The following is a 22,030-nucleotide window of genomic DNA, read 5'->3' as shown; positions in this document are numbered from 1 at the left end:
GGCAACTGGGGCTGCCGCTCGTACTCGAACATCTCCATTTCGGTGCACACCTCGGCGTTGGTTCAGGTCACGTGCGCGGTTCCGTAGGGCCTGCGTTGCACCGAGAACGCACCTCGGATCGGGACGTCAGCGTCCGGATTTGCCGCTGCTAGGACGCAAAACTGACCGGGAAACCCATCGCGGCGAGCTTGGCGGGCTCGAACACGACCATGATCTCGTCGCCTGGGATAAAGACATCCGTCATAGCCGGCCACTGAGGGATTGCAGCGACGAACCAAACGGGATGCCCACCGAAACGCACACGAATCGCTGTGGGAACGTCAATGGCCCGATCCGGGCTGACAACCGTTCCGTCCGAGCGCGTCGCCGCACTGAGGCTCAAGCGCTCCCAGTGAACACTGACGTCGTTGATCGGACGCTCAAACAGCAGCGCCCACCGCGACGGGCTGTCCGGGCCCACGCGCTCCGGGCCGTCCTCCCTCATCAGTAGGTACCGGCTGATGGGTTCCAGGAAGACCTCGACGCCGTGCGGATAGAACCGGTTCGTCCAGGTGATTGTGACGGGGCCACGATCGGTCGACAGCTGGAGCCCCATCATCGCGTGGTGCCATTCGCCGTAGTCCCATGCGGCGGGTTCCGGTCGGTGGTTGTGGACATCCCAATAGTCGACGGCGTCGACCCGGCGGCCGATCAGTGAGCGCGCCGCTTGTTCGAACGCCTCGCGATCGTCAGAAGGATCGTTTGTCACGTTTCGATCATCCACTAGCGACGGTCAGGTTGGCACAGCAAATATCCTGATCTGCCGCGAATCGGGCCTCCGAGTTGGCGGCCGTGGCAGCCATGGGGCCTTACGGTCGTGTTGTGATTGGAACGAAGGCGGAGGACATCGCGCACGACCTTCTCGAGTTCGGGGAGCCAGAGGCTGCGGCGTGGATGCTTGACTGCAGTGACGACGAGTTCGTTCGGGTCTGCTCGGTCGCGGACTGGTTGCTCTATGACGGCCCGACGACCGCGACCGGCCGCAGCATGATGATCGCCAAGGCCTGTGCTCTGGCAGCCGTCTACGTGCACGAGGGCCGACCGCGTGACCTCCGTCAATCCCGTAGAACGAAGTTGGCTCCGTCACCGGTAGATGGTGGCCGATTCGTCGACTACCAAATGCAGTTAGCCGCAGGTCGCCACTACGGCGTCGGAGACGACGCGGTGCAGTTCTGGGGACAGTAGGCGTCCGGATCTGCCGCGAATCTGCCGACGAGCGAGCGCGACTCGCTGGCCGTTCTATGCTCCGACAGTGGATGTCGACGACGCCAGGCGAATCGCGGAAGCCGAACTCGCGCGGTGGAACAGGGCGTTGACACCGAACAGGCTCAAGGATCCCCATGCGACCTCTCCGGACGCCGACGATGAGGTTGTGGTCACTGACATCGAGACACACTCCCGGGCTTGGATCCTCCACTTCGCGAGCCGAAGGTGGGTGCGGACGCGCGCGTTCTCAGATCAGTTGGTCGGCACGTGCCCGCTTGTGGTCGAAAAGGAGACCGGCAGCCTCCACAAGTACGGGTCCGGCGAATACGCAGAGTTCTCAATGTGGCTGGACGAGACGACTCAGTAGCAAGGCGCCCGGTTCTGCCGCGAATGCGCCGCTAATCCAAGGGCCTGCCACCATGCGCATAGGGTTCACGTCGTGGCCGATCAGTTCAGGGAACACCCTTCCAAGACGTCCCGCCTCGTAAATGGAACCCTCATCCCGCTTACTTCTGCGCTGGAAGCGAATGAGACCGTCTGGTTTGTGCTGCCAACCGCGGATGGGGACGAGCAAGTCTGGGAGGGCCTCCTCGCATATCGGCCGTCAGACATAGACCGTGCGGAGGTCAGAGCAATTCCGCTCTTCGCATACGACTTGAACTACGGCGACGAGGTGGCTGTCATATCCTCCGACGAGGGGGCCTTGGTTGCTACCGATGTTGTCACAGACAACGGCAGATACACCTTCAGAGTCTGGCTCGAAGACGGCGACGCTTCGGTGATGCGCGAACTCGTTCGGGAGTTCGGAGAGATGGGTTGCTCCATCGAGCCGTACAGCGATCGCCTACTCGGACTGGGATGTGAACGGTCCGCCGCGCAGGCCGTTGCGGATGCGCTGTCTGCCGGTGAGAAAGCCGGTCGCTTCGTCTACGAGACTGGACGACAGCAAACGCGCTGATTTGCCGCGAATCTGCCGAGATCAGGGCCCTCCGCGAACGCTACCGAGCACCGCGATGGCCCAGCAGGCGCACGGCTTTCACGTCTCTGGCATGACGCGCCGCAGCTAACATGGCGACAACCGTTAGGAGTGCCGGTGGCGCCTTCACTGCGTACCCGACCTAAGCGTCGGCGTACCGCGATTACCGTTGTGGTTCTCGTCGCCGTGCTCATTCCGGTGTGCGCGGTGCTTCTCCTGGTCTTTGCGCCGTTTCTCCTCGTCGGCCTTGTTTATGAAGCAGACAGCCTTTCCGCTCCGTCTGCGTCAGAGTTGCAAGGATTCGTCCACCAGGTTCCGGTGCCCAGCTACGCAGGCAAGCCGAGTCTCGACTACTACACGCCGGGGTCGCTGGAGAACAGTGCAAGCGCATACGCCGACTGGGTCGTTAGACCGCCACGCCGAACCATTTGCGACGACGAGATCGCCGCCCTGCGTGCGGGTAGATGGACCATCCTGATTTTCCGACCGGGTCCTGACGGCGAAGCGCCGTATCTGTACACCGGTGTCACGTGGCCAGACCGTGCGATCTCGGTCTTCTACGACAGCGTCAGAGTTTCTAAGGCAACAACGCTTGCTCAGGCCACGGACTCCCATACGCACTCTGCCGACGTCACATGCGACAACGGCATCGGGCCAAATGACGCCGGGATCACGTATCCAGACCCATGGAGTCACCTAACGATCACCGTCTCGGAGTCGGGCTGGTAGGTCGAGGGTGCATGCGAGACGCACTCAATTGCCGCGATCGGTTCGCGGCCGGTCAGTCCGCCATAACGTCGACCGCAAAGGCCCGAGCTGGGCGCACAGATCGCTGACATCCCATGACGACATTCGCCCCATGAGGGATGAGGCGTGAAATCGTGCATCGCTCATGTGGACGTAGTCGTAACGGACAAGCTCCTTCCCATCCGCACGCCGGAGTACTCGAACCACAAACCGCTGCTTGGGCACGAACACCGTCCAACTGGTCGCCTTGATGAGGAATGCCAGAACACCGAGCGTCGCGACCGTTGCTTGTGACCGATGGGGAACCAACTCGACAACGATGGTTGTGAACTGACTGGCAGCATGCGACTCCGGGTCCACCCGAACATCATCCTGTGATTCGCACTCTTCTGCCGCCGATGGCGCGAATGTTCCGATGTGGGTGCGGTTCCAGAGCGCCGGTGCCAGACTTCGGTCGTGGTCGATGATCGGGTCCGTTTCGCTGAAATTTGGGGGCGAGGTCGCGAGGTCCGAATCGAGTCTCCTTTCGGCCCGAACGAACTCTCGGAACGGTTGCACCAAAGCGTCGGCCGCCCGCTCGCCGGCCCCTTCGAGGGGTACATGCCCGACACCGAACCGGTGAAGCCGCTGCAGGGATCAGTTTCGGGAATGGCCTTCCACCTGCAGGCGCCTCTGCGAGTGAGCGCGTTCCAGCGCGGCTATCGACCCGAGCTTGTCGGCACAGTAGTTGCGAACGGTGCGGGTGGCTCCTCGATCGTCGGCACGGTTCGCATCGTCTGGTGGCAGCAGGTTCTGTACCCGGCGTTGACGCTGGCGATGCTGACCTGCGTATTCATCCTCGGCGGTCCGATCGGTCTTGTTGTACTTGGGTTCGGAGCGGCTGTCGGTTTGGTCTGGAGCGCACGCACTTCCACCCAACGGGCTACCGATGTCATCTCTGCAACCTCCCGAGCAGCTGCGCCGCTGCCCTGATCTGCCGCGAGCTGGTCGTTAGAGTCGAGACATGTCAGGGCGCTCTGAAACGGTCTTCGTTGATCGGCTCACCTTGGTCTCTGCCGTCGCATGGTTGGAGCTTGAGGAGCCGGTCTTCGTAGATGCTGGCGACTGCTACTGGGCAGACTTCGACGCACGGCTCATCATGATCGAAACTGCCAACGGCGCGACCCATCGACTGAGAACGAAGCCGGCAGGGCCGGACTCTTTGCGGTAGTCGACACGCACTCTTCTGCCGCGAAGGGTCGGCGAGTTCATGCGACGGTGCAAGTTACGGGAAGTAGCAGTTGACGATGAATGTCTGCCCGGACTTGCTGCTCGCCCGCAACAACGCCTGGCCGCAGCTGTGCACATTTGACGCAGTCACGGGCTCACTAAATCCGAAGGTCGCCACACCGTTGGCGTCTGTCAGCGTTGAAACTCCTGACTGGCCAATGGTGATCTTCACCTGCTGGTGCCCAAGCGGCGTCCCCTCCATGGCGGTTCGACGGGTTGCTGGGTCATATGCACCGCCGTACCCAAGCACGCGAACGGTGACACGAACCGGGGCTGGGCCCTCTCCACGGATCTGAACCACCGGATGTACGCAGACAGACCCACTGGCGCAGCTTGTCGCTTCGGTCGAGGGTCGGCCGGGTTCCGCCGTGACTGATCTGCTGCACGCCACAAGGGAGAGCGCAGGCAGCAAAGCGGCCGCGACCGAGACTTCAAACCTCTTCATCGATGCTCCCCGAGTCGTCCTTCGTTCACTATGACGCCGCCGACCCTCGACAGGTTCCGAATCGCACTGTGCTGCCGCTACTGGCTTGCGGGGAAAGTCAGGGACAGCGGGATGGACTGGCTTCCCCGCTGCCACAGTTCGGAACTGTCTTGGCGATAGCTCACGCTGATTGCGTCGACCATGACCTGGCCTGCTGAAGTGGGCGAGATAGTCATGATCAGCGATTGGCGGCTCCCGGCACGAAGGCTCACCGTCGCCGGCAGGCCTTCGAGCTTGGTGCGAGTAACTGGCAGCGTCGAGCACCAGACCTATCGGCTGCCCGGTGCAGATGTGGAACGTGACCTGGGCTTGAGCTGAGTTTGGTGCGAAATGGGCTGATGCGCCTCGGATCCGGAGAGCTGCTCCTCCGCCCATTCCGTCAAACACGAGGACACCTTCGCTGAGGCTGCCATGTCCGATACGAAGGGGGCGGGTATATCCCTCTGCGCCGCCTACGCCGCTGAACCGTGTCGGGTGCGTCCACCAGTAGGCAAATATGGCGAATCCGACCAGAACGAGCACTGCAATGCTTCCAACTGCCAGCCGACGTGTCGTCGCGATCCTCATGGCTTAATCTTGGCCGACCGACGTGACTTCGAACGGCAAAGCACTCGCATTCGCTGCCTTCAAGTTTGAGTCGTCCGAGATGATTCCGCCATGGGTGACGAGCGACTCGCGCAGTTGACGCAATACATGCAGATTCAGCGCATTCTGAAGATCGCGTTCGACCGCCGCGCAGAAATTCTCGCGGCAATTGAGGTGGCGACGGACCGCGACGAAGCCTGCCGCAAGCTCGAAGAACTGCTCGGGGCGTCAGACTGGGAGGCGCGGGCCGTTCTCGACATCCAACTCTTCCGCTGGACCGTCACCGAGCGAGAGCGTCTTGCAAGAACGATCACGGAGCTCCAAGCTGAACTGGACGCGTCGGCGTAGCGGAGCGAACGCCCTCATCTGCCGCCGATATTTGGATGTGGGCCAGCCGGTGCGAGCCGTACGCTCCCCCGTGTGGAGGAGATCGGCTCACGTGCGCGCGCACTACCTGCGCCGCCTTCGGTGGTCTGGACTTCCCTCGTTGACCCACACCAGCCAGGTGCGCGTGCTTGGCTGGCGTTGCTTCCCGACGAAGTTGAACCAAGGGTGTTGGCTGCCCACGAGCCATACCTAGTCATCTGGTCATCGCTGTGGCCGAGCAGGCCCAACGACCAAGTACATTTCGTGCTCGCCCCACTCGACAGCGGAACGTCGCTGCGATTCACGCTGCTCACGCCAGATGAGCTGCCTGACCAGAGCAGAACAGGTCACCTGCGCCGCCGTCTCAACCAACTCCTCTTCGCTGACCTCCGGTATTCATACGGCCAGTGAGAGATCCGGTCTCAACGCACTGATCTGCCGCGCGGAGTGTGTCAGCGAGTTCTAGCCTGTTGCTCGTGAGAACCGCTGGGCTGTATGGGCAGAAGCTGACGTCCATTGAGCGCTGGGCGTTCATCCCTGCGGATGGAGTTGCCAACCTGGGCGTTGGCCCCGCGCATCTGATCTTTGAATCAGGTGCTGGTCTCTTGATCGAGGGGAGCGCTGACTGGACCCTGATCCTCCAACAAACCGCGTCCGGCGACACGTCGTGGCGTCCCTTCTCGGGCGACGTGGGAACCGGGCAACACATCGCTCGGGACGCCACGAACGAGCAGCCATTTGCTTCGTTTGTCGGGCAGATGTTCACCGCGATGTCGAGCATTGTGGATGAAAGGGCCGACCGCATAGGAGTCGACCTGTCTTTCGGGTCGGACCGGCTGAAACTGCGCCTGTGGGAAGGAGAACTCACTACGTAGAACCGCCCTGTTCTGCCGCGGTCGGTCGCATTTGGCCTCGATGCCCAACCGCCAGGTGGCAGTGTGGTTCCGTGACGGACCTGCGGCTTATTGGTTATTGGCGTGTCAACGGGGATCCGAACTCGGCGTATCCCCATCCAGGTGCGTGGATCGACCTTGCCTGGGATTCGCGTGAGCGGCACATTGTTGGCGGGTACCTCTCCGCAGGAACCGTCCTGCGCGCGTACATGGGGTTCTCCCCATGCCGGATCTGCGGCCGGAACAACGGCGCCGCGGAATACACCGATGGGACATATGTATGGCCCGAGGGGCTATCGCATTACGTGGATGAGCACTCAGTCCGGCTGCCTCCGGAGTTCGTCGATCACGTGGTAAGGCGCTCTGACGCTCTCGAAGCTCAGGAGGTGTCGGACAGTTGGTGGCGGAACCAACCCGCCCGAACGGAGGCGACCGTCACGGCACTCTCTTCAGCCGATCCAGAGCCGACGATGCCAGCAGCACCCGCAGGGATGATTGAGCATCGCGACGGTGGGGATGGTCTCTACCTCGATGCGACGAGCGTCTGGAGTTATATGGTGACGCGGCTGGCCGCTGCCGATGGGCACCGCGTCCTTGCGGCGACGGCCCGCGGAACGATCGCCAATGGTCACGCCGAAGTCAGTTGGACAGAGGTTCATCAAATGACGGACGCCGCCTACCGCGAACTCGTTGCCCAGTCCCGCCAAGATGCAGAGCGTGACAGAGCGACCTTTCGAGAATCGCCCTGATTTGGCTCCCTTCTGTGTCAAGAGGCGGCTGGATGATGCCTCTGGTCGGCGGACGCGTCCGGGCGTAGCGTGACTGGTACGGGTCCGGGAAGTGGCTGATCCGAAGTGTCGATGTGCGGGGGCAGGTCGACCGCGCTGGATATGAGAGTCGCCCCGCAGTGCCCTCCCGGGCCCGCCTCATCCGCGTCGGCGACGAGTTGGCGGTAGATGACGTCTGAGATCCGTCGCTTCAAACACCTCAGGGCTTCCATCGGGGTCTTCCCGGCCGCGAGCTTGCGCCGGTAGTAGGCCCGGCCTTCGGTGTCGTTGCGGATCTGCACGATCGCGGCGATGTGGATGACGTGGTTCATCCGACGGTTCCCTGCCCGGGATAGCCGGTGTCGGATCTGCTCACCAGAGGAGGCATCCAAGGGTGCGGTGCCGGTCCAGGAGGCGAACCTATTCCGGTCAGCGAACCGTGCAACGTCACCCACATCGGCCAAGATCCGGGAAGCCACGGCTGGGCCGATGCCGTGGATGTCCATCAGCCCTGATCCACGCTCCAGAACTGAGGTCTTCAACTCGGTGTTGATCTTCTTCAGCTTCCGGTCGATCGCGACCAGGTCGGCGATCTCCTCAGCTGTGATCCGTCGGCGGGTTTTCCCTGCCAGATCCCGCGGCTTCACCGTCGCCAACAACGCCTTGGCCTGATCGGCTGAGAGGTCACGTTTGCGCTGGCCAGGCAGCAGTTCACTCAGCAGGCGTTGGATCCGGTTCACGGTCTGCACCCGCTGATGGGACAACTCATCACGCCGATCGCACAGCATCCGGATCGCCTCGAGTGCCCCATCAGCCGACAGGACTCGCAGGTTCTTGGTGTGGACCGCGACCGCAGCGATTGAGTGAGCATCGGTGGCGTCGGTCTTGCGGTTGTGGCCGGTGTCGAACAACCGGACCCGGGCGGCGAGCTTGGCCGGCACATCCACCACCGACTCACCATCAGCCAGCAGACGTTGCGCCAACGGTCGGCCGGCACCGTTCGCGCCTTCGACCGCCCAGACCCGGTCCGGCCACTGCGCGACGTATTTCCGCACCCGCTTGTAGCCGTCGTTGTCGGTCGGATACCGGCCACCGCCGAGACGGCGACCGTGGTGGTCGACGACCTCGATCGTGGCCGAGAGCTTGTGGGGATCAACCCCGATGATCACTGATGACATCTGCTTCCTCGCTTCGATTCCGGATGGGATGAAACGGCGAGGTGGGCATTGCTACTACGAGCTGGGCAGTCCCTTCTTGAGCCACGCCTCGTCAACGGGGCCCGGCGGGCAGCAGACCAAATGAGAGCCACACCAACCGGTGGGCAGCCGCGAAGAGAGCGTCCCGCCGGGCACCTAGACCGAGTCTGGCCAGACACCGGTCCTGACCGGAAGTCTCTTAGTAGCCGCGAACCTGCCGAGATCAGGACGCGCCGAATCGGAGTTGGCACAGCCGATACGCGGTCCCCATATTCGCGACCGGGGCAGGATGTAACCGTGACCTCGCGGCTAGACACCATTGCCCCAGAACTATCGAGCGTCTTGATGGCTTGCGATCCGATCCGTTTGCGCCGCGTTGTGTGGGCCGTTGTTGCTCATGCCGCGGTCAGTTCAACTTTGAGCGAGACCCCGACAGCGCGTGCGCTCGGCTGTCTTGTCACTGGCGAGACCGTCAGCGCCGATCTGGCTGCAGCCGTCGAGCGGGTTGTCATCGGACTGGACGGGCGGGCCTTCGACGTTCATGACCGCGAAGGTGACTCGCCAAGTTACTTGGCGGCATTCTCCCGAGCGCGGGCGGCGGCTGCTGTCGGGTTCGCCATCTCGGCCGATCTGGAACACGACGCAGCCGAAGCTGTCTACGAAGCCTGGGCAGCGACTGGCGATATCGAAACCGTCAGGGCGGTGTTTGCTCTCGTCCTTCCGTAGCGGGCATCCGACGTGGCACGCTCTGTTCTGCCGCCGAGAGTGCGCCGCCGATCCGGATCGCGCGGGCTGCTTGCTTCACCCCTTGTCACTTCTGCCAAGCGCCCGGGCGGCGTCGCGCGCGAGATAGCGGACCTCGTCCTCGACAGACGTGGCCGATGCGGTGATGACGAACTCAAGACGACCCAGATCATCGCGCCAGTAGTCCCAAATGATCTGTTCGATCTCGGCTGCGGTGGCCGTAGCCAGGCCCGCGCGGGCGGCTGCCGCGATGAGGTCGCCGTGATCCTTCGCGCGCTGGGCGATGACTTTGGTGACGAAGAGGAAGCGATCATCGGCATACGCGACCTCCAACCCCGGCCTATCTGGGGCAGGGGCGTACACCTCCGGAACAGAGGGCACCCACATCCGGGCGTCCCCGTTCAGCCAGTCGGGCGGCAGTCCACGATCGGCAGCGATCTGGCGTGCGATCTCGTACACCTGCAGTTGCAGCGACAGTCCGTCTACGTCAAGCGTCCGGCGACCGTCCACGAGACCAGTCATCGCCACCGCGGCACCCCCGACGATGAACACGCGGGCCGCGACCCCATCCGTACGCAAGCGACGATCGAGCTCGGCCAGCAGCTCACCGATCTCCTCGACAGCGAATTCGTGCCGGCCCGCCGGGCTGCTCACGCCGTCACCAGATCCCGTGCTGGAACAAAGATGTTCTGCGCAGCCAACCAGGCCGGGGTCTGGGCAATGACCCGCGGCTCGTCCAAGAACGGATGGTCTGGGATCCATGCCTGGGTCAAGACGCGTTCTTGGGTCCAGGTGGGCGGCTCCAAGTCCGATTCGTCGAACGCATGCCGGACCAGCGCGGCCAGGAGCGCATCCCACCCGGGATCGCCGGTTGCAGCCGGAATGGCATCCCATGCGTCGATCACAGGACCAAGGCGATGTGACGCATCGGCCGCAATAGCGAGCTGCGTGTGATCGCGGCATTGCAGGACGATCCGCCACGCCCACTCCAACTCCCCAGCCTTCAAGCTGACGCGGAGGATGTCGGCTGCAGCGAGCGGGAACGTCAATCGCTGCGTGTGCGCTTGTGCGATACCGGCCGCAATCGCCTTGGCGCGGACGTAGAACTCCGCGTTCGGGACCGTCGCACCCGTGGCGTAGGTGGAGTACCGCGAGGCGGACGTACCCAAGGCGCGCGCGAACTGCGCCTGGCTCATGCCGGATAGCGCTGAGGCCTCTCGCATGGCCGACCTGACTGGGGCTCGGTAGTTGCTGCCCATACCAAGCATCGTACGCCTCGTTATCCAATTCGATCACGCCAAGAAGTTGCGGCAGCCGATCTCTGGTTAGCCTTGATCGCGGGGAGATGGCGACAACTTCATCGACTTTGATCACAACCGGTGAGCAGGTGCATCAGGTGCATCAGGTGACAAGATCCACGCTCAAAAGGTGACAGAGCCTCCGCGGGCACGCCGGCGATGGAACCGTCCAACCACGTTTCTGCAGGTCAGAGACCCTTTGATGGAGCCACCTGTCAGATTCGAACTGACGACCTGCTCATTACGAGTGAGCTGCTCTACCAACTGAGCTAAGGCGGCGTACGCGGCACTGCCACGCAACGCGAGGATCTTACGCAAGCCCTCGCCGATCTGGCCAAACCGCGTCAGCAGTGCAAACCGTTCGCCGGGACGACGCCGCGGAGCAAGTACGCCTCGACCGCGCCATCCACGCACGAATTGCCGGAGTGGAAGCCGGTGTGGCCATCGCCGTCGCGCGTGATCAGAACCCCTGAGGACAGGTCGTGGGCGAGGTTGACCGCCCACTGATAGGGGGTGGCAGGGTCGCGCGTGGTCCCGATCACGACGATCGGAGGCGCACCTGGAGCACCGATCGGCGGAGCCGGGGAGTCCGACTTGGCGACCTGTCCTATGCAGGAGTTCACCATCCAGGCGAATGCCTCGGCGAAGGTCGGCGACACCTTCTCGAATGCCGGATACAGCGACGGGATCTTGTCGGCCGGCACCGCACTCGGATCGTCCAGACAGTTGATGGCCGAGAGCGCCTGCATCGAGTTGTCGACGTAGTGGGCGCCGTCGCGACCGGCGTACTCATCAGCGAACAGCAGCAGATCGGTGCCATCACCCGCAAAGGCGGCCTTCAGGGCCTGGTCGGCGTACGGCCAGGACGCGCGGCTGTACATCGGCAGCAGGACGGCAACGAAGGCGTCGCCTCCAGTCAGCATCCGTGATCCGGCACGCAGCGGATGGGCCTGGACTCCGTTGACGAAGGCTTTGATCCGCGCGAGACCCGCCTCCACCGTGGCACCAAGGAAGCAGTCGCCCTGATCCACGCAGTGGCCGACGTACGCCCGCATCGCCGTCTCGAAACCCCCGGCCTGCGCCAGCACCGTCGCGTAGTTGGTCAACTTCGGATCAACCGCACCGTCGAGGACGAACCGACCCACGCGCCTGGGGAACAGGTCCGCGTAGGTGGTGCCGAGCTTGGTGCCGTACGAGGCGCCGAAGTAGGTCAGGTGCTGCTCGCCGAGCGCAGCGCGCAGGACATCCATGTCCTTGGCCGCCTCGACGGTCGACACGTGCGAGGCCAGCGGCCCGGACTCGCTCACGCAACCGCGGCCGAACGCCTCGGACATTCGCTGGTACGCAGCGCCCGCTGCAGGCGTGTCGGGGTCGGGGTCCGCGTCGAGCATCGCGGTCAACTGCGCGTCGGGGAGGCACCGGATCGGATCCGAGGTGCCGGTCCCGCGCGGGTCGAACCCGACGACGTCATAGCGGGCGCTGATTGCGGAGCCGAAGTACACCGCGCTCTCGGCGGCGAAGTCCGTCCCGGGCTCCCCGGGACCTCCCGGATTGACCACCAGCGAACCGATCCGGTGGGCCGTGTCCGTCGCCGGCACCTTCAGGAGCGAGATCGCGATCGTGGCACCGTCGGGACGTTTGTAATCCATGGGCACGGTCAGGTGGGCACAGAAGTCGCCGCTGCGACACGGTGCCCAGTCCAACGACTGGCGATAGAACGACGCCAACTCCGCCGACGGGGCCGCCGTCGAGTCGCCGACCGGCGTGGACGAAGGCGTCAAGGTCACCGTGGGCGAGGACGCGGTCCCGGGAGTGCTGATGATCAGACGAGCCACCGCCCCGGCAGCGGCCGCCACGACGAGAAGCACAACGGCGGCGATCAGCCAACGCTTCTTCATCGGGCCCCTTCCGTCACCAACCCCACCATCATGGACTCCAGTGCCAACTGCGGCGTGACGTTGAACTCCAGCAACTGCTCACGTGCCTGTTGGATGACGCCGATCCGGCGCAGATGCGCCTCGGGCGAGGATGTGGTCGCCAACCGCTCGACGTCGGCCCTCATGTCCTCGTTGATCAGCTCGCGGGCCCCGACGCCGTGCGCGATCGCATCGCGATACACACTCATCAGGTCCACCAAGGCGCGGTCGATGACGTCGCGATGACGGCGGGTGGCGCGGCGCTTCTGCTCCTTCTCGAGGTTCGACAGAGCCGGGCCGTACTCACGTGGCTTGCGGCCGCGCGGCTCCACGCCGAAGGCGGCATCCAGACTCGCCTTCTCCCGTGCGTCCAGCGCAGTCGTGGCCTCGTCGGCCTCGGCCTTGGTGGTGGCCGCCAGTTCCTCGGCGGCCTGCAGGCACGCCGCAAGCGACTCCAGACCGACGGGAATGCTCACCACCGACCGGCGCCGCGCGCGTACGCCCTCGTCCCGGGCCAACGCGCGGGCCCGACCGATGTGCCCCTGGCTCGCGCGCGCGGCCTGCAGGGCGTCAGCCGGGTTGACTCCGTCGGTACGGGTCAGGAAGTCCGCTACGTCCTCGGCGGTCGGCGTGGACAACGTGACCAGTCGGCACCGGCTCCGGATCGTCGGGAGCACGTCCTCGACCGTCGGCGCACAGAGCAACCAGATCGTCCGCGCGCCAGGCTCCTCCACCGCCTTGAGCAGCGCGTTCTGCGCCTGCTCGGTGACGCGGTCGGAGTCCTCGACGATCATGATCTGGAACCGGCCACAGGCAGGGGAGAGCGAGGCGGTGCGTACCAGTGCGCGCACCTGGTCGACACCGATGGACAGTCCTTGGGTCGAGAGCAACTGGACGTCCGCGTGACTCCCACCCAGGACGGTCCGGCACTCGTGGCATTCACCGCAGCCGTCCTGCTCGCACTGGAGTGCAGCGGCGAAGGCAACGGCGGCGTTGGAGCGCCCGGAGCCCGGAGGGCCGGTGAAGAGCCAGGACTGGCTCGGGCCGTTGGCGACAGCAGTACGCAACGTGTCGATGACGTGAGCCTGCCCGACGAGGGCGTCCCAGACGGTCACAACAAATCCTGCACGCGAGCCACGATCGCAGCGTGGATGTCGTCGATCGGCGCGCGAGCGTCAAGCACGAGGTAGTGCGCCGGATCGGCACGCGCCATCCGTACGAAGGCCTCCCGGACCCGGGTGTGGAACTCGACTGACTCCCCCTCGATCCGATCGCGCTCCTCGAACCGGCCGAAGCCCTCACTCGGCGCGAGGTCGAGGACCACGGTCAGGTGCGGGCGCAGGTCACCAGTTGCCCAGCGCGAGATTCGGTCGACATCGGCGACATCCAGCGATCGACCGGCACCCTGATAGGCCAAGGAAGAGTCGACATATCGATCGGTGATGACGACTGCGCCACGACGCAGGGCGGGACGGACGACGGTGGCGACGTGTTCGGCGCGATCGGCCGCGTACAACAACGCCTCGGTCTTGTCGTCGAGTACGCCCGTCTCAGGGCTGAGGACGAGCCGCCGCAGTTCCTTGCCGATCGCGGTCGCGCCCGGCTCACGAGTCAGCACGACTTCGCGGCCGCGAGCGCGCAGCCAGTCGCTCAACAGCCCGGACTGGGTCGACTTGCCCGCGCCCTCGCCGCCCTCGAAGCAGACGAAGACGCCCGTCTCTGCGTACGCGCCGGGGAACTCCACGACAGACAACCTAACGGGCGCCACCGACGCTTCCCGAGGGTCCATCGGCGTGCGGTCAGTCGGGGTCTTTGTACGGATGTGACTGACCAGTAACTTTTAGGGGGGCGAATCGCTTATCGTCGCCTCATGAAGAGACTTGTGACGTGCATCACCGCGGCCTCGTTCGCCGCCATCGGCGGGCTCGCCGGCGCTGCTCCTTCACACGCCGACACCGCGGCGTACACCCAACAGACCCTGCACTTCGCAGTCACGGTTGGACCCAACAACGACGTCAAGTGCGACATCGTCGGCGACCTCTATCTGCCGACAGGCGCGTCATCGGCCAATCCCGTCCCGGCAATCCTCGCCACGAACGGCTTCGGCGGCTCGAAGGACGACCTCGCCGCCGAGGGCAAGGCCTTCGCTGGCGACGGCTACGCGTTCCTCGCGTACTCCGGCCTCGGCTTCGGGTCCGCGGACGGGCTCACGCCGCCCACGTTCACCCCCGGCAGCGGCTCGACCTGCCAGATCACGCTCGACGACCCGGACTGGGACGGCAAGGCCGGCAGCCAGCTCGTCTCCTACCTCGGTGGCGCGCCAGGCATCGCGTACCTGGACTCGGCGCACACGCAGCCAGCTCCCGCGCTGACCGCAGTCACGCACAAGGCGCACGACCACAACGGCGTGGCCCAGCAGTACGACCCGGTGGTCGGAATGATCGGCGGTTCGTACGGCGGCGAGATCCAGTTCGCAGTTGCGGAGCAGGACGCGCGCGTCGACACGATCGTCCCGATGATCACGTGGAACGACCTCAACTACTCGCTGGACCCGAACAACACCGCCTCGACCGGCTCGGGCGTCCAGACGAGTACGCCGGGGGCGGCCAAACTGTTCTGGGCCGCGGGCTTCTCGGCCGAGGGTGCGATCGTGGACGGCATCGCCGGCGCGCAGGCACAGCCAAGCCGTCTGCTCCCCTGCCCGAACTTCGCCGCCTGGGTCTGCCCGGCGCTCGCGAATGCCGTGGTGACCGGCGCCCTGGACTCCACCTCGGCAGCCAACCTGCACCACGCGTCGGTGGCCAGTTACGTGCAGAACATCAAGATCCCGACGCTGCTGATGCAGGGCCAGAACGACACCCTGTTCAACCTCAATGAGGCGACCGCCACCTACCAGGCTCTCAAGGCCAACCACGTGCCGGTGAAGATGATCTGGCATTCGTGGGGCCACTCCCACGGGACCCCGGCTCCCGGCGAGATGAACCTCGCCGACCTGACCCCGGGTCAGACGTACGAGACCGACCGCGTCGTGGCGTGGTTCGATCACTACCTCAAGGGCGCGGACACCAACCTCGGCCCCAACTTCGCGTACTTCCGCGACTGGGTCAGCTACAGCGGCAACGCGGCCCCGGCGTACGCCACCTCGAACCAGTTCCCGGTCGGCGGTACCAACCGGTACTACCTCGGGACCAACGCGCTGACCAGCACGGCTCCGCTGCTCAGCGGCAGCCAGACGTTCCTGACGACGGTCGCCGGCCTGCCGACGTCCACGAACCCACTCGACGTCCTGTCGGCCGCGCTACCGCTGCCAATCCCCGAGATCGACCTCAACGGCACCTCGGCGCAGTGGAACACCGCGGCCCTCAGCAGCCCGCTGACGGTCGTCGGCAGCCCGGTCGTACACCTCTCGGTGTCTGACCCGCTCGCCGCCCTCACCCAGGGCACCGGTCCGATCGGACAACTGGTGGTGTTCGTACGCCTGCAGGACGTGGCTCCGAACGGAACCGCCTCGGACATCTATGGCTCGATCGCACCGATCCGGGTCCCCAACGTGAACGCGCCGTTCACGGTGACGATGCCGGGGATCGTGCACCAGTTCGCTGCCGGTCACACCCTGCGGCTCATCGTCGCCGGTGGCTCGACGAACTACCGCGGCGGGACCATTCCGACGACGGTGACGATCACGGGCGGTGCGGGTCAGACCCTGGACCTGCCGACGACCCCCTGACGCCGGTCTTCGCGTCCTGCGGCGTTGTCGTCGGTCGACGGGCTCCCGGCCCGCCTCCCTCCTCCGCCTTGCAGGGCGCGAAGCCTGGCGTCAGGCCTTCTTCGCTGTCTTCTTGGCAGTCGTCTTCTTCGCCGCGGTCTTCTTGGCGGCCGTCTTCTTGGCAGCGCTCTTCTTCGCCGGGGCCTTCCGGCGGGTCGTCTTCTTGCCCGGACCCTTCGCGCGCTTCTCCGCGATCAGCTCGTACGCCCGCTCTGCGGTGAGCGTCTCCATCGGGTCGTCCTTGCGCAGGGTCGCGTTCGTCTCACCGTCGGTGACGTACGGGCCGAAGCGACCATCCTTGACCACGACCGGCTTGCCGGAGACCGGGTCCGCCCCGAACTCCTTGAGTGGTGGCGTCGCCGCACGACGCCCGCCATATTTCGGCTGCGCGTAGATCGCCAGCGCTTCAGGCAACGTCATCGTGAGGAGCAGGTCCTCCGACGCGATCGTGCGGGAGTCGACGCCCTTTTTGAGGTACGGGCCGTAGCGGCCGTTCTGGGCGGTGATCTCCTCGCCGTCCTCGGCGGTGCCCACCACGCGCGGGAGCGAGAGCAGCTGCAACGCCTGGTCCAGCGAGATCGTGTCGAGCGACATGGTCTTGAACAGCGAGCCGGTGCGGCCCTTCGTACCCTTCGGCGCGTCCTCACCGACGACCTCGGTCACGTACGGTCCGAAGCGACCACTCTTCGCGACGATCGGCAGCCCTGACTCCGGGTGCGTACCCAGGGCGATCTCCTCGCCGGCCGGGTTGGCCAGCAACTCCCTCGCCCGGGCCACGGTGAGCTCGTCCGGTGCCAGTTCGTCCGGGACCGATGCGCGCTTCCCTCCCGGGGTGCCGTCGTCCCCGACGGTCTCGATGTAGGGGCCGTAACGGCCCGAGCGCAGGTCGATGCCCTCGCCGATCGGGATGGTGTTGAGATCCTTCGCGTCGATCTCTCCGGAGCCGTCGACCAGGGTCTTGAGCCCGGTGTGCCGGTCAGACCCGAAGTAGAACTCGTCGAGTTCCTTCACGCGGGTCGAGCGACCACCGGCGATCTCGTCCAGCGCGGTCTCCAGGAGCGCGGTGAAGTCGTAGTCGACGTACCGGGCGAAGTTCTCCTCCAGCAATCGGATGACCACGAACGCCACCCAGGCCGGCACGAGCGCCGAGCCCTTCTTCGTGACATAGCCGCGGTTCTGGATCGTGCTCATGATCGAGGCGTACGTCGACGGGCGACCGATGCCGCGGTCCTCGAGCGCCTTGATCAGGGAGGCCTCGGTGTAGCGCGCCGGCGGCTTGGTCTCGTGACCCTCGGCCGAGATGCTGGCGGCGCTGACCCGGTCACCCTCGACCACCGCAGGCAACCGAGACTCGGCGTCATCCGACTGCTCGTCCGCGTCGTCCTTGCCCTCGACGTACGCCTTGAGGAAGCCGTGGAAGGTGATCACGGTGCCGGACGCGGAGAACACCACGTCCTCGCCGGTGAGGGCGGTCGCGGTGAGTTTGATCGTGCTGGTCTGACCGACAGCGTCCTTCATCTGGGAGGCGACCGTACGCATCCAGATGAGCTCGTAGAGCCGGAACTGGTCGCCGCTCAGACCGGTCTGCTTCGGTGTGAGGAAGCGTTCGCCGGACGGGCGGATCGCCTCGTGCGCCTCCTGGGCACCGGCAGCCTTGGCGCCCTTCCGGACGTTGGTGGCGACGTACTCAGCGCCGTACAACTCGGTCACCTGCGCCTGCGCCGCAGCGATCGCGGTCGCGGAGAGATCGGTGGAGTCGGTACGCATGTAGGTGATGAGACCGTTCTCGTACAACGACTGCGCCACGCGCATCGCGACCGCGGAGCTCATGCCGAGCTTGCGGCCGGCCTCCTGCTGCAGCGTGGTCGTGCGGAACGGCTGAGGAGGCGTCCGCTTGTACGGCTTCGACTCGACACTCAGGACGTCGAAGGCGGCATCGGCCAGTGATGCGACCAGGCTCTCGGCGCGGGCGCGGTCCACATGGGCGACGTTCTTCGCGGCGAGCGTGCCGTCGTCGTTGAAGTCGCCGCCGCGGGCAACGCGTACGCCATCCAGGCTGTAGAGCTTCGCCGGGAACATCCTGGGCTGGTACGCCGCACCGGCGTCGAAGGAGCCCTCGAGGTCCCAGTACGAGGCGCTGCGGAACGCGATCCGCTCACGTTCACGCTCGACCACGAGTCGGGTTGCGACCGACTGGACGCGGCCGGCGGACTTGGCCTGCTGGCCGATCTTCTTCCACAGCACCGGGCTGAGCTCGTACCCGAAGAGACGGTCGAGGATGCGCCGCGCCTCCTGGGCCTCGACGAGGTCCATGTCGAGCTCGCGCGGGTTGGAGGCCGCCTCGAGGATCGCGTTCCTGGTGATCTCGTGGAAGACCATCCGCTTCACCGGGATGCCCTTCTTGGGCTTCAACTCCTCGAGAAGGTGCCACGCGATGGCCTCTCCCTCGCGGTCCTCATCGGTGGCGAGGTAGAGCTCGTCGGCATCCTTGAGCAGGCGCTTGAGTTCGGCGAGGTGGGACTTCCGGTCGCGGGACACGACGTAGTACGGCTGGAAACCGTTGTCGATGTCGACCGCCATCCGGGCCCACGGCTGGCCCTTGATGGACGCCGGGATGTCGGCTGAACTCTCGGGCAGATCGCGTACGTGTCCCAGGGACGACTCGACGACGTACCCCTTGCCGAGGTACTCGCCGATCTTCTTGGCCTTCGTCGGAGACTCGACGATGACGAGCTTGTGGGTCACGGGCGTCCTTCCACTACTGAACCGCCAACACTGTAAGAGTTCGCGCCTGCAGGGGCGTCCAGCGGGGCGGTGGCAGTGCGTCTTCGGCAAGGCGGAGGAATGAGTCGGGCCGGATGGCCCGGCGACTGACGACAACGATGCCGAGGGCGTGCTGACGCGGCGCGCAGCGGACGATCCCTACAGGCGCGAACTCTAAGGGGTCGTGTCCAGTCCTCGTGACACACGACCACCCTTGAGGCGCCAGTCACACGCTCAGAGAGGTGCGATGTGGGACGCGACCCTGGGTGCTGCGAACTCAGAGCCGACCATGAAGCGCAGCAGTGGACCGAAGGTCCCTCCGGCCACGACGCCGACGAAATGGAGGCCGGGGACCGACGATTCGAAGTTCCTGGACAGGATCGGGTTCCGTCCGGCGCGCCGGATGTCCGCGCGGAGGTCCGGGGCAAGGAACTCGAGTCGATCCACGTCGGGGCGGAAGCCCGTGGCCGCGATGACGTGGTCCACCCGGACCTCATCGGTCGACCCGCGTTCGCCGCGCAGCGTGACCACGGCCCTGCCGTCGGCACTTCGGACCCCGATGTCGGTGAGGCCGGTGCGTACGCGCGCGTTCTCCATGACCTTGTCACGCACCCACCAGCCCGACACCGGGCCCAGGTGACGGTGAAGAATCGCGAGCCGGATCCGGGTCGGCAGGAGCCTGAACAGGTCGGGATGGTCCTGACAGAGTTTGGACATCAGACTGTGCCCGATTCCGCTCTCGGGCCAGAGCAGGCGATGCCACAGCGGCACGTGCGCCGGCGTCGGGCCCGGCCAGAACTCGATCGCGCGACGGGCGAGCAGATGAACGTCCGCGCCGGCGTCGAGCAGGCTGGCGGCGACCTCGACTGCCGAGGAGCCGCCTCCGACAACGGCGACCGACTGGCCCGCGAACCGCTCGAACGTCCGATGGTCGCTGCTGTGGCTCACCACATCGCCGCCTCCGCGGAGCGGCTCCGGCACGTGGGCGAAGTGGGTGATGCCGGCGGCGACCACGAGCCGACGAGCCGCCAGGTCGGTGCCGTCGTCGAGCGTCAGCGCGAACCCGCCGTCGGCGCGCACGATCCCGGTGACCTGCCGTTGGTCCAGGTCGGGGACGAAGTGCTCCTGGAAGGCCAGTCCGTACTCGGTGAACAGCTCCAGCACGACCCGCGGGTCACGGTCGCCGTACGCGATGCCGCTCCGGGCTGCGTACTCGCCGAGCGTCCATCCCGGGACCGGAGCGCACAGGCTGGAGGCGAAGCCGTCGGACTTCAGCAACATGCCGGCGGGCATGCGGTGCGACCACGTGTCCATCGGTCGTCCGAACGTACGTACCGACAGCCCGCGGTGTTTCAGGTGGGCAGCGACGGAGAGGCCGTACGGCCCCGCCCCCACGACGGCAACATCTGTGGACACTGAGCCTCCCCCGATGGCGTGTGACATCCCATCGAGCGATGTCCGCTCGCTCTGATGGGCGCCCGCAGTTTACGTACCGGGGCGCACGCTCGCAGGGCTTTGGTGCCCTGATGCGCTGTCAGAGCCGACTGAGGAAGCCGTGGGCGACCAACTCCTGGGCCACCGGGAGATAGGTCGCTCGCGTCTCCTCGGCATCGCGATCCGTGAGTTGCGCAATCGCGTCCAGGATCTGGCCCAGCGTGAGATCGCCGTCGGACGCGCCGACGAGAGCCGCTTCGACGGTGTCTGCCTGGCGCGCCCTGCGCAGGCCCCGCTGCTGTCGGATGATCACGTACGCCGGGTCCTCAGCGCCCGGGGCACCGAGCGTCTCCTGCTGCAGGTCCTCAGCGGCGACGAGACGGTCCGCGAGCGTGATGTCCATGGCTGCGTCGCCCCAGGCGGCGATCGCCGGACCGATCGGCTGCTCAACCTCGTACGGCCACTCGAGCAGCTCGCGCCGTCCGCGACCGGTCTTGTGGAGGTTGATCCACCCGAAGCCGACGCCCTCGATGCCCTGGCGGTCCATCCAGTCGAGCCAGGTGTCGTACCGCTGCACGTAGTCCGGCGCGCCGTGCAGGCCCGCGTCCTTGAGCCAGAGCTCGACGTACGCCGCCGGGTCGAGGATCTCCCGCTGGACGACGAAGGCATCGGTCTCGTCGGTGAACCACCGGCCGAGCCGCTCGTCCCACGGGACGTCCTTGGCGATGATCCAGTTGGCGAGGATGTGGCACCAGCCGCCGTCGTTGAGGTGGTCGGGTGCTGCACGCACGATGTCCTCGACCACCCGGTCCCCCGGGAGCCCGGAATCGCGATACACCAGCCGCTCACCTGTCGCGGGGGAGATCACGAATGGTGGGTTCGTGGTGATCAGATCGAACCGTTCGCCGGCGACCGGCTCGAAGAACGAACCGTCGCGGACGTCGACCGTCACGTCGTTGAGCGCAGCATTGAAGCGGGTCATCCACAGCGCGCGGCTGTTGACGTCCGTCGCGACCACTTCGTCGCAGTGCCTGGCCAGGTGCAGCGCCTGGACTCCGCAGCCAGTGCCGAGGTCGAGCGCGCGACCGAACGGCTCGCGAATGGTCTGCTGGGCCAGGCTGGTCGAGGCCGGGCTGATCCCGAGGACGTGGTTGGCGCCGACCTTGTTGGGGCTGCCGTCCAGCCCCGGGGTGAGGTCGGACAGGACCCAGAGTTGGGAGTCGTCCGTGGCGTACGGGCGGACATCCATCCGCGCCGCGACCTGACCGACCGAAGCGCTGAGGACGCCTTCGACCGCCAGTTTGTCGATCAGGCCGGGCAGGGCTTTCTCGGCGTCGGACAGCTTGACCGGCGTCTGCAGCAGGAAGAGTCGGATCAAGGTGTCCAGCTCGTCGTGCTCGCGCGTACGTCGTCGACCCGGCAGGGTCTCGTTGCGGCTCAATGCGGCATGCGCGACCGGGCCGAGGCGCTCGGCGACGGCGTCGTAGGTGAAGTCTGCAGCGACCAGGGCGTCGCGGAGGCGTACGGGAAGGCTCATCAGGGCACTCACGCTACCGGCCTGTCCGGACGCGTGGCTCGAGA

20 protein-coding genes and 1 tRNA gene are annotated in these 22,030 nt (G+C 65.6%); 10 read left to right on the top strand and 11 right to left on the bottom strand.

The window, feature by feature from the left end; genetic code table 11:
* Positions 1-148 precede the first annotated feature (148 nt).
* On the bottom strand, positions 149-748 hold the full coding sequence (locus KCTC_RS10000) for a hypothetical protein (RefSeq protein ID WP_125569104.1): 600 nt from the start codon (positions 746-748) through the stop codon (positions 149-151).
* Between the two features lie 113 nt (positions 749-861).
* Here KCTC_RS10000 and KCTC_RS09995 point away from each other — a divergent pair, with 113 nt between their 5' ends.
* The 8 genes from KCTC_RS09995 to KCTC_RS14845 all read left to right on the top strand — a co-directional run bounded on the left by KCTC_RS09995 (position 862) and on the right by KCTC_RS14845 (position 7,314).
* A complete protein-coding gene (locus KCTC_RS09995) occupies positions 862-1,224 on the top strand; it encodes a hypothetical protein (protein WP_125569102.1) in 363 nt (120 codons plus the stop codon).
* Between the two features lie 67 nt (positions 1,225-1,291).
* Complete coding sequence (locus KCTC_RS09990; protein ID WP_164512570.1) at positions 1,292-1,612, top strand: YrhB domain-containing protein; 321 nt, start codon at positions 1,292-1,294, stop codon at positions 1,610-1,612.
* Positions 1,613-1,684: 72 nt separating this feature from the next.
* On the top strand, positions 1,685-2,203 hold the full coding sequence (locus tag KCTC_RS09985) for a DUF4265 domain-containing protein (RefSeq protein ID WP_125569098.1): 519 nt from the start codon (positions 1,685-1,687) through the stop codon (positions 2,201-2,203).
* A gap of 135 nt (positions 2,204-2,338) precedes the next feature.
* Positions 2,339-2,950, top strand: coding sequence for a hypothetical protein (locus KCTC_RS09980; RefSeq protein ID WP_164512569.1), 612 nt, complete (start codon positions 2,339-2,341; stop codon positions 2,948-2,950).
* A 618-nt stretch (positions 2,951-3,568) separates the two neighbouring features.
* Positions 3,569-3,940: a hypothetical protein gene (locus KCTC_RS09975; protein ID WP_125569094.1), complete on the top strand. Its 372-nt coding sequence runs from the start codon at positions 3,569-3,571 to the stop codon at positions 3,938-3,940.
* A gap of 1,438 nt (positions 3,941-5,378) precedes the next feature.
* Complete coding sequence (locus KCTC_RS09970; protein ID WP_125569092.1) at positions 5,379-5,654, top strand: DNA gyrase subunit A; 276 nt, start codon at positions 5,379-5,381, stop codon at positions 5,652-5,654.
* A gap of 494 nt (positions 5,655-6,148) precedes the next feature.
* The gene (locus KCTC_RS09960; protein WP_125569087.1) at positions 6,149-6,547 is read left to right on the top strand and encodes a hypothetical protein; all 399 of its coding nucleotides are present in this window, start codon (positions 6,149-6,151) and stop codon (positions 6,545-6,547) included.
* A gap of 71 nt (positions 6,548-6,618) precedes the next feature.
* Positions 6,619-7,314, top strand: coding sequence for a hypothetical protein (locus KCTC_RS14845; RefSeq protein ID WP_179951401.1), 696 nt, complete (start codon positions 6,619-6,621; stop codon positions 7,312-7,314).
* 17 nt (positions 7,315-7,331) lie between these two features.
* On the opposite strand, the gene KCTC_RS09950 is transcribed toward KCTC_RS14845, so the two are convergent.
* Positions 7,332-8,510: an IS110 family RNA-guided transposase gene (locus KCTC_RS09950; protein ID WP_125569085.1), complete on the bottom strand. Its 1,179-nt coding sequence runs from the start codon at positions 8,508-8,510 to the stop codon at positions 7,332-7,334.
* Positions 8,511-8,825: 315 nt separating this feature from the next.
* Between KCTC_RS09950 and KCTC_RS09945 the strand changes: the two genes are divergently transcribed.
* Positions 8,826-9,254, top strand: coding sequence for a hypothetical protein (locus tag KCTC_RS09945; RefSeq protein ID WP_125569083.1), 429 nt, complete (start codon positions 8,826-8,828; stop codon positions 9,252-9,254).
* Between the two features lie 75 nt (positions 9,255-9,329).
* Here KCTC_RS09945 and KCTC_RS09940 read toward each other — a convergent pair whose 3' ends face one another.
* The 6 genes from KCTC_RS09940 to tmk all read right to left on the bottom strand — a co-directional run bounded on the left by KCTC_RS09940 (position 9,330) and on the right by tmk (position 14,230).
* A complete protein-coding gene (locus tag KCTC_RS09940) occupies positions 9,330-9,926 on the bottom strand; it encodes a hypothetical protein (protein WP_125569081.1) in 597 nt (198 codons plus the stop codon).
* On the bottom strand, positions 9,923-10,495 hold the full coding sequence (locus tag KCTC_RS09935) for a helix-turn-helix domain-containing protein (RefSeq protein ID WP_331852201.1): 573 nt from the start codon (positions 10,493-10,495) through the stop codon (positions 9,923-9,925). Before KCTC_RS09935 ends, KCTC_RS09940 begins: the two co-directional genes overlap by 4 nt.
* Before the next feature lie 278 nt (positions 10,496-10,773).
* Positions 10,774-10,849: transfer RNA gene (locus KCTC_RS09930), tRNA-Thr, on the bottom strand.
* Positions 10,850-10,914: 65 nt separating this feature from the next.
* Positions 10,915-12,468: an alpha/beta hydrolase gene (locus KCTC_RS09925; protein WP_125569077.1), complete on the bottom strand. Its 1,554-nt coding sequence runs from the start codon at positions 12,466-12,468 to the stop codon at positions 10,915-10,917.
* Positions 12,465-13,601, bottom strand: coding sequence for a DNA polymerase III subunit delta' (locus KCTC_RS09920; RefSeq protein WP_125569075.1), 1,137 nt, complete (start codon positions 13,599-13,601; stop codon positions 12,465-12,467). Before KCTC_RS09920 ends, KCTC_RS09925 begins: the two co-directional genes overlap by 4 nt.
* Positions 13,598-14,230 carry a dTMP kinase gene (gene tmk / locus KCTC_RS09915; RefSeq protein ID WP_231998677.1) on the bottom strand — a complete coding sequence of 211 codons (633 nt, stop codon included), beginning with the start codon at positions 14,228-14,230 and terminating at the stop codon, positions 13,598-13,600. Before tmk ends, KCTC_RS09920 begins: the two co-directional genes overlap by 4 nt.
* A 126-nt stretch (positions 14,231-14,356) precedes the next feature.
* Between tmk and KCTC_RS09910 the strand changes: the two genes are divergently transcribed.
* A complete protein-coding gene (locus tag KCTC_RS09910; protein WP_125569071.1) occupies positions 14,357-16,213 on the top strand; it encodes a CocE/NonD family hydrolase in 1,857 nt (618 codons plus the stop codon).
* Positions 16,214-16,303: 90 nt separating this feature from the next.
* On the opposite strand, the gene topA is transcribed toward KCTC_RS09910, so the two are convergent.
* From topA to KCTC_RS09895, 3 genes are all read right to left on the bottom strand, one after another.
* Entirely contained in the window at positions 16,304-18,997 is a 2,694-nt protein-coding gene (topA, locus tag KCTC_RS09905) for a type I DNA topoisomerase (protein ID WP_125569069.1), read from the bottom strand.
* A gap of 252 nt (positions 18,998-19,249) precedes the next feature.
* Complete coding sequence (locus KCTC_RS09900; RefSeq protein WP_164512567.1) at positions 19,250-20,431, bottom strand: NAD(P)-binding domain-containing protein; 1,182 nt, start codon at positions 20,429-20,431, stop codon at positions 19,250-19,252.
* Positions 20,432-20,549: 118 nt separating this feature from the next.
* Positions 20,550-21,998 (bottom strand): DUF7059 domain-containing protein, encoded by a 1,449-nt coding sequence (locus tag KCTC_RS09895; protein WP_231998676.1) that lies wholly within the window; start codon positions 21,996-21,998, stop codon positions 20,550-20,552.
* Positions 21,999-22,030 lie beyond the last annotated feature (32 nt).

This window comes from Nocardioides baekrokdamisoli, from assembly GCF_003945325.1.
GTDB classification, from domain to species: domain Bacteria; phylum Actinomycetota; class Actinomycetes; order Propionibacteriales; family Nocardioidaceae; genus Nocardioides; species Nocardioides baekrokdamisoli.
This window is presented reverse-complemented; position numbering and strand designations above follow the sequence as displayed.

Excerpts from the sequence above, each read along its gene's own strand:
- KCTC_RS09975 (WP_125569094.1), top strand. The coding sequence starts at position 3,569 with ATGCCCGACACCGAACCGGTGAAGCCGCTGCAGGGATCAGTTTCGGGA.
- KCTC_RS09970 (WP_125569092.1), top strand. The coding sequence starts at position 5,379 with ATGGGTGACGAGCGACTCGCGCAGTTGACGCAATACATGCAGATTCAG.
- KCTC_RS09935 (WP_331852201.1), bottom strand. The coding sequence starts at position 10,495 with ATGCGAGAGGCCTCAGCGCTATCCGGCATGAGCCAGGCGCAGTTCGCG.
- KCTC_RS09910 (WP_125569071.1), top strand. The coding sequence starts at position 14,357 with ATGAAGAGACTTGTGACGTGCATCACCGCGGCCTCGTTCGCCGCCATC.
- KCTC_RS09925 (WP_125569077.1), bottom strand. The coding sequence starts at position 12,468 with ATGAAGAAGCGTTGGCTGATCGCCGCCGTTGTGCTTCTCGTCGTGGCG.
- KCTC_RS09950 (WP_125569085.1), bottom strand. The coding sequence starts at position 8,510 with ATGTCATCAGTGATCATCGGGGTTGATCCCCACAAGCTCTCGGCCACG.